The sequence below is a fragment of the Rhizobium esperanzae genome (genome assembly GCF_002204185.1).
GTDB lineage: Bacteria > Pseudomonadota > Alphaproteobacteria > Rhizobiales > Rhizobiaceae > Rhizobium > Rhizobium esperanzae.
On the sequence record NZ_MXPU01000006.1, the window covers coordinates 200,021 to 212,543 of the forward strand.

Sequence of the window (12,523 nt, forward strand, 5' to 3'; positions counted from 1 at the left end):
GACCTCATGATCACCTTGACCATTGCCGCTTACTTGTTGAGCTCTTTGGCCATCTGCAGATGATGTTCCAGAGCGGGGCGCGTGTTTGCCGCCCATGCCTTCAGTTCGGGATTCTCCCCTTCGTCGCCATAGCGCTTGAAGAGATCGACCGCGTCCTCGTGCGCAGATTCCTGGTCGGAGTGATATTGCTTGTTGAAATCGGCTCCTTGCAGGCCGTTCAGCTTGTCGAGCATGCTTTGCTGATCCGACGTCATGGCGCGCGGAAGCGTCGCCTTGACCTTGCCGCCGGAAACCAGCGCCTTGAGTTCCTCGCTGGTCTTCTGGTGGTCGGTGAGCATCTGCTGCGCGAAGGCCTTCGTCGCATCGTCGCCACGCTCGGTCGCAAGCTTGCTGGAGGCGATTTCGAACATGTCGCTTGCGGCTGCTTCCTTGACGAAATCTTCCGTTTTCGGCGGCACACCGATCAGGGAATTAACCCCGCTTTTTTCGGCAGCCGATTGCGCGAAGGCCGGGACAGCAAGCGAGAGGGCGAGCGAAGCGATAACAAAGCGTTTCATAAGGATCTCCTGGGTTAGTGATCGCCAAACTTGCGGACAGGCGCAGAGTTCCCGTCTTATCGCGTTGCTGATGATCGCTGTTCGTTCGACAGAGGCCGGGGCTTTAGAGCCCAAAGGGAAAAGTTTCTGGATCCAATGTACCGGACTCCGGTGTCATGAACGGTGAAAGCGCCTGGGTTTCATCGAACCAGAGAAATGCATCATATTGCCGCGACAGCGATGTCGACATGTAATGGCTCAGCCGTTCCGTTTCCGGCCGGTAGATGACGCCGATGAAGCGCTGAAGCCGCTGGTCGACGAGGCTTGCATGCAATTCCTCATCGGCCGCGAGGTCGAGGAGAAATCGCGGCTTTCCGGAATCGTGACAGAGACGCTCATAGCTTTGCGGCAGGGACGGATTGACTCGCTTCTTCTCGGCCTGTCCATCCCAGTCGTTTGCCGCAATCACCTCGCCGGAATGCGTTCCCAGTCCAATGAGGCTGGTCATTCCATCGAAACGCTGCCGGCACAGCTGGCCAAGGTTCAGTTCGTCGCGGGCGGCTGCCATATCGGTATAGCGGGCATCGCCGATATGCGAGTTGTGCGCCCATATGATGATCTTTGCCGTCGGACCGTGGAAATCGAGGAGGTGCTCGACGGTATCAGCCATGTAGGTGTCGCGGAGATTCCAGGCTTGAGAACCGCCGTAATACATGATCCGGTAATACCGCTCGGCTGCGGCAAGCAACCGCGCCGACTGGGCGGCGTTCAGAAAGTCATGACCGTCTGAGGCGGCATCATCCAGGGATCGCGCCAGCAGCTCCGTGCATTGCTTCAGCACCGCCTCCTCGCATGACCTATAGGCATCGGTAAGCACGGCCCGGCCATAAGTCGCCGGATCGCTCTGCCAAGGACTGAGGCAGCCGTAGCGTTCCCTGGCAATCTCGGCGGTTTCCGGGCTGACATTTTCGAGATAGTCGAGGACGGAGCGGATCGATCCCGACATGTTGTAGAGATCTAGACCGTAGAACCGGACCGGATCGGCGTGTAAAGCCTTGCGACGCTCGTTATCCCCCTTCAGCCAGCCGAGGAATCGCGAAAATTCCAGGTTCCGCCACATCCACTTGGGAAAACGGCTGAACGGCTGATCGAATTTCGACGGCTGGCCGTTTATCCAGCGGTCGATCGCCGCGGCGTCCGGCCAATCCGCTTCGACCGCCACCATATTAAATCCGTGATGTTCGATCAGGTGACGGCTGATGGCAGCGCGCGCCTCGTAGAACTCGGCCGTGCCATGGGTGGATTCACCAAGCAGAACGATGCGGCTTTCGCCAAATCGATCGAAAAGGGCGGCAAAGCTCCGGTCGTCGACCGAGGGAAATTCTTCCGCCACGGCGGCGATGAGTTCGTAGGGCGTTTCCTCCATGCGCGATGACGAGGCTGCCGCCGTGTACATCGGATGTGCGGCAGTCCAGGCATCCTCGCCGATCAGGGGCACGAAGAAGACGCCGCCGAGATCCTCCTCCTCGAAGGTGGTTGCACCGGTGCGCGTGATGCGTTTCAGGCGCTGCTCGTCACCTCGGCCGACCGGGATAACGAGCCGCCCACCAAGATCCAGCTGCTCCTTCAGGGCGGCCGGCACTTCGGGTGCGCCCGCCGAAACGATAATGGCATCGAAGGGAGCGGCTTTGGCCCAGCCCTTGCTGCCGTCGCCCACTCGGACGTCGATGTTGCGGTATCCGAGCTTCTCGAATCGCTCCCGAGCCTGAACCGCCAGCCTTTCATGCCGTTCAATGGAATAGACGTGTCTTGCGATCCGGCTGATGAGGGCCGAGGCGTAGCCGGAACCGGTTCCGACCTCCAGAACCTTGTCGCCAGCGTCCAGATCGGCTTTTTCGATCATCAGTGCGACGATGTACGGCTGCGAAATTGTCTGCCCCTCGCCGATCGATAACGGCGCATCCTCATAGGCGAATTCCTCGAAACCAGGATCGACGAATTTTTCGCGCGGCACCATCCGCATCGCCCTGGTGACGCCTCGATCGCGAATGCCGCGACGCATGACATGATGTTCCACCATGTGGTCTCGGCTGCGGGTCATATCCATGGGTCACCTCCGTTCTCGGGGAGAACAGCTGAAAGCAGGTGGTTGTTCCCCGGCAATGCGGCCTTGGCCTTGGTAGGGCTTACACTCGTTTGCGGCCATGGCTTGCGGGTTCAACCGGATCGCAGCGCCCGTCAGCACGGCTGATATCAGGCGCGCGTCGTAGATGGTCGAACACAATACTGCACGCAAGGCCGATTGTTCCGCACAATTCGTGAGTTTTGCAATTTCTGAGCGGATGCAATCGGCGGCAGGGCTGACGGGCCAGCTGCCTGGGTCCTTCTATGCCCTTGGCTCCGGGAACCCGAGCGGCCGTTCGTTGTTGGTTATCGCCCCAGCCCCCGGATAAGGAATAGAACTTGAACCTCAGCACCCTCCTGTTCGGTCGGCGTCTCGCCAATCGAGAGCACGAAGACAAGAAGATCGGTTGGATAGAAGCCGTGCCCGCCATGGGGCTGGATGGCCTCGGCTCATCATCCTACGGGCCGGAGGCAGCGCTCACCATCCTCATTCCACTCGGCGCGCTCGGCGTTATCTATATCGGCCCGGTGATCTTCTGTATCGTCGCTCTGCTGGGGATCCTTTATTTCTCCTACCGGCAGACGCTCGCCGCTTACCCGACGAATGGCGGCGCCTATGTGGTGGCGAAGGAGAATCTCGGAGAATATCCGAGCCTGCTTGCCGCCGCGGCGTTGATGATCGATTACGTCCTGAATGTCGCGGTCGGCGTTTCGGCAGGGGTTGGGGCACTCGTCTCGGCGGTACCGAGCCTTCACCCCTACATTCTGCCCCTCTGCCTTGGCATCGTCCTCCTCGTTATGCTGGCCAATTTACGAGGAACGGGAGAGGCCGGCTGGCTATTCGCATTGCCGACCTACCTCTTCATCATCTGCTTCCTGGGCGCCATCGGCTATGGGCTAGCCGGGATCGTTCTGGCGGAGAAACCTGCACCCGTCGTCCTGCCGCCTCCGCTCGGTCTGGCAGCACAAGGCGCGACGATATGGATTCTCATGCATGCATTTGCCAGCGGTTGCACCGCGATGACCGGGGTTGAAGCGGTTTCCAACGGAATGGGTTCGTTTCGGCAACCGGTCATGCGCAACGCCTACATCACCCTCACGATTATCGTCGTCATTCTCACTTTGTTGCTCGGCGGCATCGCAACCATCGCCACCGTCTTCGAGATCGGCGCAATGGATCAGACGAAGGAAGGATACCAGAGCGTGCTGTCGCAGTTGATTGCCGCCGTTGCCGGCCATAGCGCCTTCTACTATATCGCGATGGCAAGCCTTCTCAGCGTCCTTTGCCTCTCGGCCAATACCAGCTTTGTCGGTTTTCCGCGTCTCTGCCAGATGGTCGCTGCCGACGGCTACTTGCCTAAGGCCTTCGCTCAGCCGGGGCGCCGGCTGGTGTTTACCGCCGGCATCCTCTTCCTTTCCGGCTTCGCCGCACTGCTTCTGATCGCCTTCGGAGGGATCACCGACCATCTGATCCCGCTCTTTGCAATCGGCGCATTCTCGACGTTCACGATTTCTCAGGCAGGCATGACCGTGCACTGGCGCCGCCAATCCAGAGGATACGCGGCAAAACTGACGATGAACGCCGTCGGTGCGGCAGCGACCGGTGTTGCGCTTGTCATCATCCTGGCCGCAAAATTTGCCGAAGGCGCGTGGATCACATTGATTACCGTGCCGCTGACGATCGCCATTCTGAAGTCGATCAAAAACTACTACCGATCGCTTCAGCGCGAATTGCGAAAGCCCGGTCCGATCACCGTCGAAGACGTCGAGCCGCCGACCGTCATCGTTGTCACCGAAACGTGGAACAGATTGAGCGAACGCGCCATCAAGTTTGCCTTGACGATTTCGCCTGATGTGGTCGCCGTCCATTTGATCCGTCTCGGCGGACCGGAGCGGGATGAACGTGAAAACGCGCTTCGCGAGGAATGGCGTGCCGAGGTGGAAGAACCGATCGCTGCGCACGGACTGAAGCCGCCCAGACTCATGTTCATCCCCGCGCCTTATCGGCAACTGCATGAACCGCTCCTGCGACTGATCGAAAAGCTCGATGCCGATAGTCCGGAACGGCGGGTGGCGGTTCTCATCCCCGAAACGGTTAAAGACAAGTGGTGGCAGAAGCTGCTGCATATGAACAGGGCAGGACGGCTCAGGGCAAAACTGGTCAAGCTCGGCGGGCCTCGTCTGACGGTAGCAACGGTTCCCTGGCGATTATATCGGGAAGAGCAGGAGGCGGGGTAATCGCTCTTTTGCCCGGCCTGTCGGTGGAACTTAGTATAAGAAGCGAAGTTGGACAGGCATCAGCAAAGAGGCGCCAATGTCCACCAATCCACTTACCAGCGAACCGGTCGAAGATTTCGTCTCTCGTCTTGAGGTGATGACGGACGACGAATTGTTCGTGATCATGAATGATCTGGAAAAAGCGAGCGAGACCGCCAAGGGCGGCGCAGCAGAGGAGGTTCTTGCCCGGATCGCTTTGGCCGAAAGCGAGATCGAACGGCGTTATCCCGGCCGGTTGCTCGCCCCGTATCGCGACTGGAAGCAACGACAACCGCTCCTGTAAGCGTTTGCGATATCATGTGAAAGGAAGCTTCAATGAGCAGTTCTGAGACAACGACGGATCACAAGAAAATCCGCAAATGGGCGGAGGAAAGGGACGGCAGGCCGGCGGCTATCCGTACCCGCGGCAAAGGCGGCGTTCTCCGGATCGATTTCGGAGAAAAGGAAGAGGAGTTCGACGAGATCGACTGGGACGAATTCTTCAAGATCTTCGACGACAACAAGCTCGCCTTTCTCTACCAGGACAAGACCAAGGACGGAAAGACGAGCCGCTTCAACAAATTCGTCGAGCGCGACTGAGCGCTCATGACGCGGCGATCGGACCGCCGCGTCGCTGCTGGCCGAGCAGCCGTTATTTGCGGCCGGAACCCGGTTCTGCCATTTTCGAATGCTGATGGGCGAGCACGCTTGCCGGCGTGACATTGGCGACGGCCGCTTGAAGCTTGTTCTTCCAGCCGCTTACGACATCGCCTTCACCATCCATCATCGCGTCATAGCCAATGCGCGCGACTTCGCCCGCATCGTCCTTTTTCGCTTGTCCGATCGCCGTATCCGTAAGACCGGCTCGCTTGAAGAATTCAGTTTCCGTCGCCCCGGGCATAAGGCAACTGACGGTGACGCCGGAATCCTTCAACTCCTCGCGCAGCGCAAAAGAGAAGCTGTTGATGAAGGCTTTGGTGGCGTTATAGACGGCCTGGTATGATCCCGGCATGAAGCCTGCGATCGAGCCTGTCAGCAGGATGCGCCCCTGGCCGCGGCTGCGCATCTGATTGCCGATTGCATGAATCAGGTGGATCGTTCCGGTGACGTTGGTATCGACAACCCTACGCGCCTCGGTGAAGTCCTGGTCGAGGAAAGCCTTGCCGAGGCCGCATCCCGCGTTGGCCATCAGCAGGTCCACCGACCGGCCGCTGGCCGTGATCCGCTCCACAAGCCGGTCCACGCCCTCCGGCGTTGAAAGGTCGGCTTGAACGGCGTCCACTGCGATGCCGAATTCCTTCAGTCGGGCCGCCGCCTGGTTGATGCGGTCCTCATCGGCGGCAATGATGAGATCATATCCATCGCGGGCTGCGCATTTCGCCAGTTCGTAGCCGATGCCCGTGGAGGCGCCGGTGACAACGGCGACGCCCTTGCCTGCTTCCTTATCAGCCATGATGCTTCTCCTTTAGAGCCTTCCGTTCGAAGGAAGCGCATGAAGTTCAGGGTTTGAGAACGACCTTGATGCATCCGTCCTGCTTGTCGCGGAACCTCTTGTAGAGGGCCGGACCGTCTTCCAGCGTGCCGCGATGGGTGATGACGAAGGACGGGTCGATGTCGCCGTTTTCAATACGCTCCATCAAGATCGGCAGATAATGCTGGACCGGCGTCTGCGCCATCTTGAAGGTCAGGCCCCGATTGATTGCCGAACCCATCGGGATCTTGTCGAGAAAACCGCCATAGACGCCGACGATCGAGACCGTGCCGAAGTTGCGGCAGCATTGGATGGCCTGACGCAGCACATGCGGGCGGTCCGTTCCCATGAACATGGCGACCTTGATGCGATCGAGGCGTGAACCCCAGCTAGCAGCTGCCTCGGCTTCGGTTCCCACCGCGTCTATGCAGGCATCCGCACCGCGACCGTCGGTCAATTGCATGATCTGGTCGTAGACGTCCTTGTCCATGAAATCGAGGATGACGGCGCCGGCCGCTTCAGCAAGCGCCATCCGCTCGGGCACTGCATCGATGGCGATCACCCGTTCGGCACCGAGCAGGAAGGCCGAGCGTATTGCCATCTGGCCGACCGGGCCGCAGCCCCAGATCGCGATCGTATCGCCGGTCTGGATGTTGCAGAAGTCGGCTGCCATATAACCGGTCGGGAAAATATCGGAAAGGAAGAGCACCTGCTCGTCGGAAAGCCCCGCCGGCACCTTGATCGGCCCGACATCGGCATAGGGGACGCGCAGATATTCCGCCTGTCCGCCGGCATAGCCGCCGAGCAGATGCGAGTAGCCGAACAGACCCGCCGGCGAATTGCCCCAGAGTTTCGTAACCTTGGCTCGATCGGGATTGGAGCGCTCGCACCCGGAATAGAAGCCACGCTTGCAGAAGAAACATTCGCCGCAGGCAATGGTAAAGGGCACGACGACGCGGTCGCCGACCTTGAGCTTGGTATTGTCCTTTCCGACTTCCACCACTTCGCCCATCGTCTCATGACCCATGACGTCGCCGCTGTGCATCTCCGGCATGACGCCGTCGTAGAGATGCAGATCCGATCCGCAGATCGCGCAGGCCGTGACCTTGATGATGGCATCGCGCCCATCCTGGATCTGAGGATCGGGGACACTGTCGCAGCGGATGTCATGCTTGCCGTGCCACGTCAGAGCTCTCACGGTGGTTCCTCCTCTCTGGTCGCCAGCGCATCGGCCCCGGAAATCGGAATCGATTTTCGGGAAGCCCGATGCGCAGATTCAAGGTAGCGCCTTTGAGCGTCCGAAAGGATGCGTGGCGCTCTAATGGCGCTTCAACCTCAGCTTCGGACAAATGTTCCCGGCGTGCAGGGCTTTCATGGTCACGGATTCATCGGCCGCTTCAGGGGAACCAGGGGCTATGCAGTGAGTTCACTCCGGAAGGGTTGCAGCGTTTCAAGGAGAAAATCATGACCTCCCCCAAACATGCCAAGACCACCAAGCCTAGCGATATCGACCTATCGAACGACCCGGGCATAAGCCGTTCGCGTGGCATCGTCTCGCCGCCGGACGACGAAGTGATGCAGGCCGAAAACACAGTCGAAGGCGATACAGCCAACGATACGACGCCCCAGGGCGGTGTAGATCCACGCCATCGTGGACGCACCAACAAATAGCCGTGACGCTCGGCCCGGTCAGAGATCAAGCAACGCGTAAGTCTTGCCGGTGGGTTTCTCGATATGGGCCGCGACATTGTAGACGGGGGCGCCGCCCGGCGTGCGGCCCTCATAGGATCCGCGGTGGGCATGACCGTGTACGACCGCATTGACGCGGAATCGGTCGATCGTTTCGGCCAGCCGTGAAGAGCCGAGAAACGGGTAGATTTCCAGGGGTTCGCCCACCACTGTTTCGGCAATCGGCGCGTAGTGCAGCACGACGAGGGAACGATCAGAGCGGACCTGGCGCATCGCGTTTTCCAGGCGCATCGACTCCTCGACGCTTTCGGCGACCATTGCCTTAATCGCCGCCTCGCCGAACGAGCCGAGCATGTGTCGCCCGAAGCCGCCGGCAAAGCCCTTGACGCCGACGAAACCGACTCCGGCGACTTCGGCCGCCTGGCCGTTGAGCAGTTTCACGCCGGCATCGGTCAGGACCCGGCAGACGTCATCGACCTGGCCGCTCTCGTGATCATGGTTGCCGAGGACGGCGACTGTCGGCACCGTGCAATGGCGCAGATCGCTCGCAAGCAGTTCGGCTTCCCTCGGCTTGCCGAGATCGGTCAGGTCGCCGGCGATGACGAGAACGTCGGCCACTGAGGAAATCTCCGCGAACAGATCCTTGTAGGACTTGGCGCCGTCTTCCGTCACATGAAGATCGGCCACCGCCGCAATTCTCACGCTCTTTCGCTGATCATCCATTGGGGTTCTCCTAATCTCCTCGCAATTCACCTTCGCCGCCGACATCGGCAAAACCCCACTCCCTCACGTCGATTTCGAAATCCACGCGGGAATACATCCGGCCGCGGCATATTTTCATTTGCGGCAGCGGCAGGTCCTGCTGCGCCTTGAGCCGGTCCAGCAGCTCCTCCAGCAGCCATTGCGGAATCTTGTCTCGCTCGGTCGGGTAGATCCACCTGAAATTGAGGAGATGGATGAGGAGGACTTCCCAGTGGACTTCCAGATAAGCCAGCAGCTTGCGCCAATCGATGGAGTCATGTGATTTCAAGATGACGTGCGCGATATCGGCACCATCATAGCGGTGGCGCAGCTGGACGAAGCATTTCGACCAGATCAGTTCGGTCGGGCTGACAATCCTGACCGTGTGGCCGCACATCTTGACCCTGCGCGCATCCTCGAACCAGTCGTCGCCGACCGGCATCGTTCCGTTGGAGGAGGCAAAGATGACGTCGAAGAAATGGTTGCCCTTGAAGACCTTTCCGAGCCAGCGCTCGTCTTCGACTTCGACTGTGTAACCCTTTGCCTTGAAGTGGCCGAGAATGCGCGCGTAGTCGCCCGCTTTGCAAAATATGTCGAAATCCTTCGTCTGGCGTGAAATACCCGTATAGGCGCAGACAGCATAGGTGCCGGCGACCAGAAACGGGATCTGCGATCCGACAAGTTCTCGGACCACCTGGGTCACGAACGGTTCGGCGTCTGGATCGATGAGTTCCGGAACCGCCTTCACTTTCATGAGCGTATTGTTGTTTTTGCCTCTTTCGGTACTTCGAGCGGTCATCGTCGATCCCAGCATTGATAGGAAAAGCAACACTTGGATGGCTTCTATGTTCCGCCGCGCCTGTCCGGGCGATGAAGCTGCGATAATGGCAGGGGCCGACGAAAGCTCTCGAATCATTCGGAACTTCGCTACCGGCGCGTCGTTTGGACCATAACAAGCATCGCAGAAACTTTCCCGAGATCTGAACGGAGGATGTCATGGACAAGCGAGCGAAAATATCGACCGGCACCAACGACAGGCCCAGAAACGAGACCATTGCTGAAAGCGGCCCCGGCATTCCCGATGATAGCGGCCGGATGGTTGAGGTGCCGGATGCGGAAGCAAGGCGTATGAAAGCATCGCTGCTGCGCGATCGGCTCGACGAACTCAAGGAGAAGCTCGATGAAGAGACCGAGCTTCCGCAAAGGGGTTCTCCATGAGCGAGGTGAGGAAAGGTGGCCCCAACCCTTCAGGAATGAGCCACGATAACTCCGAACCGCCGCGGCGTATGATGATATTCGTCGTCACCATCTTCCTGATCGCCTGCCTTGTCGCACTCGCATTCACATGGATGAGACATCCCGGCGAACCGGACGAGAAACCACCTGCGGCGACGACGGAGCAGACACGATGAGCGAGGGGGATCGAGATCCTGATCAGCGGCCATCGTCCTCTTCCGTAGGCAAGCGCACCAGGCTCAATGCCGGCAGAATAGCCCTGATCCTGGTCGGCACGGTCGCCGTTGTCGCATTCACCCTTTATGCGACAATTGTTCTCTACGGGCTCATCAAGGGCTCCTGATTAATCATATGCCGGCGCCATAGATGCCGTCGATCGCCTCCGCGACCGCAATGAAATTCTCGCAAGCGGGATCGTAGCGCTGGCCTCCGGCGAGCTTTCGTGCCCAATCCACGGCAGCCCGTCCGCCCCAGTCGTCGGGGGGGAGGGCGAGAGTTTCGCTCGAAGTGCCGAACATCCTGACGGCGGTAAAATCGTAGAACGAACCATCGACATTCCTGAAGGAGGCGCCTCCCTCGGTTCCGAAGAAATCGGCGCCGATCTCGGCGTCACAGCCGGCGTTGAGGCGCCAGGAGCATGTCAGTCGGATGATTTCGCCGCCGGCAAGCGTCAGCGTTGCGGCCGCAAAATCCTCGACCTGACCTTTGTTTTCAAGCCGTTTCCCGCCCGCTCTCAAGGCGCTCGTGACGTTGCTGACGGAAGGAAAATCGAGGCACCATAAGGCGAGGTCGACGAGGTGGACCCCGAGATCGATGACGCAGCCGCCGCCGGACTGGTTCTTGTCGTAGAACCAGGGCTTGTCGGGGCCATAAGCATTATGAAAGGTCAGATCGGCCGCAAAGATCGTTCCAAGAGCGTTCGAGCGAATGAGCTGCCGGATCTGCTGCATGCCTTGCGTGTGTCGATAGGAAAGGTCGACGCCAAGCAGCCTGTCGGCGGTTCTGGAAGCATCGACAACGGCCCTGACCTCGGACGCGGTTCGGCCAAGCGGCTTCTGGCAGAAGACGGCAAAGCCCGCCCCGAGGGCGCGGATGGACTGTTCTGCATGTGCGGCGCTCGGCGTTGCGATGACGATTCCATCGAGCTCCAGGTCAAGCAACGCGTCGAGATCGGAAACGATCCCGGCATCGGGGGCGAGTGCCGCGGCCTCCCGCGCCATGTCTGCGGAAGGATCGGCGATAGCGGCCGCCTCGGCCGCGCCGCTGTCGAGGATCGCTTTCATCCTATGCCGGCCGATCCATCCGACGCCGAGAAAGCCGAGCTTCGGCCGTTTGACGGTCGCCGCATGTTCTCCGGAGATCCACGCCTTCATGAATATTGCACCAGAGCCTTGAGAAAACCGTCCGGCCGGTCGCGCGTCGTGTTGAGGGCGTCGTCCAGCCTCTCCAGTGGAAAGACATGCGTGTAGAGCGGCTGCGGATCGATCCGGCCCTGGCGCACGGCTTCTATGGCGTCGCGAATGCCTTTGATATAGACGGCCGGCTCCCGCTCATGAGCGTTGATGACGTCAAGCCCGCGCCAGTTCCAAAGCTGCATGTTGATCTGGCGGGGTCCATCCTGGTGATAACCGGCGATGACCAGTCGCCCTCGTTCCTTCGTAAGCTCGCCCGCTAGGTCGAGCGGCCATTGTTTGCCGACGGCTTCGATGACGCGGTCGCAGAATTTTCCGTCCGTGAGTGTTTTGACGCGCTCGATGATGCGCCAATGATCGTCCATCGGAATGGTCTCGGCCGCTCCCATCTCTCTCGCCACCTCGAGCGAATAGGACCGGCGCGAGATGGCGATCACCCTTACGCCGGCTGCCGCGGCAAGCCGGGTGAGGAGAGAGCCCAAGAATCCGATGCCGATGATGGCGACGGTCTGGCCGCGCTCGATGTTGCTGCGGCCGAAGATGTTCATGGCGCAGCCGAGCGGTTCGCCCGGAAAGGGCTTGCCATCCAACTCCTTCGGCAGTGATGCGACCATCGCGGCATCGGCAATGTCGTGCGTGGCGTAGGCATGGTAGGAAAGAGCGGCAACCCGCTCTCCCATCCGAATCCCCGTGACATCGGGACCCATGGCGTCGACAATACCCCAGCCCTCATGGCCTAACCCACCTGCCTCAGTGGGGAACGTCATCCAGTCCGGTCCGGCCCAGGGCGTGAGGTTCGAGGCGCAGACGCCGCATCCTTCCAGTTTCACCCTGACCTGGCCCGGACCGGGTTCCGGCAAGGGGCGGGTCTCCACCGAAATATGTCCTGGGCCGGTGACGATCGCAGCCCGCATGAGCCCGGCCCTCTGTCTCGCCGCAATGTCCATGAGATGTCCTCCAATGTGGCACCCCTAGAACAACAGGCCTCCTGAAGAGTTCCAGTAGAGGTCAAAGAAGTCATAGATGATGAAGTCAATAAAGATGTCATTGAAGAAGGA

Annotated in this window: 14 protein-coding genes; 6 read left to right on the top strand and 8 right to left on the bottom strand. The window is 59.9% G+C overall.

Annotated features, from left to right (window positions below):
• Window positions 1–29 precede the first annotated feature (29 nt).
• Window positions 30–557, bottom strand: coding sequence for a DUF4142 domain-containing protein (locus tag B5E41_RS11170; RefSeq protein ID WP_088393542.1), 528 nt, complete (start codon window positions 555–557; stop codon window positions 30–32).
• A gap of 103 nt (window positions 558–660) precedes the next feature.
• Entirely contained in the window at window positions 661–2,643 is a 1,983-nt protein-coding gene (locus B5E41_RS11175) for a protein-L-isoaspartate(D-aspartate) O-methyltransferase (protein WP_088393544.1), read from the bottom strand.
• A 356-nt stretch (window positions 2,644–2,999) separates the two neighbouring features.
• On the opposite strand from B5E41_RS11175, the gene B5E41_RS11180 reads away from it, so the two are divergent.
• The 3 genes from B5E41_RS11180 to B5E41_RS11190 all read left to right on the top strand — a co-directional run bounded on the left by B5E41_RS11180 (window position 3,000) and on the right by B5E41_RS11190 (window position 5,516).
• Window positions 3,000–4,898, top strand: coding sequence for an APC family permease (locus B5E41_RS11180; RefSeq protein ID WP_088393546.1), 1,899 nt, complete (start codon window positions 3,000–3,002; stop codon window positions 4,896–4,898).
• Between the two features lie 76 nt (window positions 4,899–4,974).
• Complete coding sequence (locus tag B5E41_RS11185) at window positions 4,975–5,220, top strand: hypothetical protein (RefSeq protein WP_064806502.1); 246 nt, start codon at window positions 4,975–4,977, stop codon at window positions 5,218–5,220.
• Between the two features lie 32 nt (window positions 5,221–5,252).
• Entirely contained in the window at window positions 5,253–5,516 is a 264-nt protein-coding gene (locus B5E41_RS11190; protein ID WP_088393548.1) for a hypothetical protein, read from the top strand.
• 52 nt (window positions 5,517–5,568) lie between these two features.
• On the opposite strand, the gene B5E41_RS11195 is transcribed toward B5E41_RS11190, so the two are convergent.
• Together B5E41_RS11195 and B5E41_RS11200 are read right to left on the bottom strand one after the other, a co-directional pair.
• Entirely contained in the window at window positions 5,569–6,369 is an 801-nt protein-coding gene (locus B5E41_RS11195) for an SDR family NAD(P)-dependent oxidoreductase (protein WP_088393550.1), read from the bottom strand.
• A gap of 46 nt (window positions 6,370–6,415) precedes the next feature.
• Window positions 6,416–7,585 carry a zinc-dependent alcohol dehydrogenase gene (locus tag B5E41_RS11200; RefSeq protein ID WP_088393552.1) on the bottom strand — a complete coding sequence of 390 codons (1,170 nt, stop codon included), beginning with the start codon at window positions 7,583–7,585 and terminating at the stop codon, window positions 6,416–6,418.
• A gap of 266 nt (window positions 7,586–7,851) precedes the next feature.
• Between B5E41_RS11200 and B5E41_RS11205 the strand changes: the two genes are divergently transcribed.
• The gene (locus tag B5E41_RS11205; RefSeq protein WP_064813171.1) at window positions 7,852–8,058 is read left to right on the top strand and encodes a hypothetical protein; all 207 of its coding nucleotides are present in this window, start codon (window positions 7,852–7,854) and stop codon (window positions 8,056–8,058) included.
• A gap of 18 nt (window positions 8,059–8,076) precedes the next feature.
• Here B5E41_RS11205 and B5E41_RS11210 read toward each other — a convergent pair whose 3' ends face one another.
• Together B5E41_RS11210 and B5E41_RS11215 are read right to left on the bottom strand one after the other, a co-directional pair.
• Entirely contained in the window at window positions 8,077–8,799 is a 723-nt protein-coding gene (locus B5E41_RS11210) for a metallophosphoesterase family protein (protein WP_020922670.1), read from the bottom strand.
• 10 nt (window positions 8,800–8,809) lie between these two features.
• The gene (locus tag B5E41_RS11215; RefSeq protein WP_425350125.1) at window positions 8,810–9,571 is read right to left on the bottom strand and encodes a nucleotidyltransferase family protein; all 762 of its coding nucleotides are present in this window, start codon (window positions 9,569–9,571) and stop codon (window positions 8,810–8,812) included.
• 242 nt (window positions 9,572–9,813) lie between these two features.
• Between B5E41_RS11215 and B5E41_RS11220 the strand changes: the two genes are divergently transcribed.
• Window positions 9,814–10,035: a hypothetical protein gene (locus tag B5E41_RS11220; protein ID WP_064812439.1), complete on the top strand. Its 222-nt coding sequence runs from the start codon at window positions 9,814–9,816 to the stop codon at window positions 10,033–10,035.
• A gap of 190 nt (window positions 10,036–10,225) precedes the next feature.
• The gene (locus B5E41_RS31650; protein WP_176439375.1) at window positions 10,226–10,396 is read left to right on the top strand and encodes a hypothetical protein; all 171 of its coding nucleotides are present in this window, start codon (window positions 10,226–10,228) and stop codon (window positions 10,394–10,396) included.
• Window positions 10,397–10,400: 4 nt separating this feature from the next.
• On the opposite strand, the gene B5E41_RS11225 is transcribed toward B5E41_RS31650, so the two are convergent.
• Both B5E41_RS11225 and B5E41_RS11230 read right to left on the bottom strand, forming a co-directional pair.
• Entirely contained in the window at window positions 10,401–11,426 is a 1,026-nt protein-coding gene (locus B5E41_RS11225) for a Gfo/Idh/MocA family protein (RefSeq protein ID WP_088393554.1), read from the bottom strand.
• On the bottom strand, window positions 11,423–12,412 hold the full coding sequence (locus B5E41_RS11230; RefSeq protein WP_064812441.1) for an MDR/zinc-dependent alcohol dehydrogenase-like family protein: 990 nt from the start codon (window positions 12,410–12,412) through the stop codon (window positions 11,423–11,425). Before B5E41_RS11230 ends, B5E41_RS11225 begins: the two co-directional genes overlap by 4 nt.
• Window positions 12,413–12,523 lie beyond the last annotated feature (111 nt).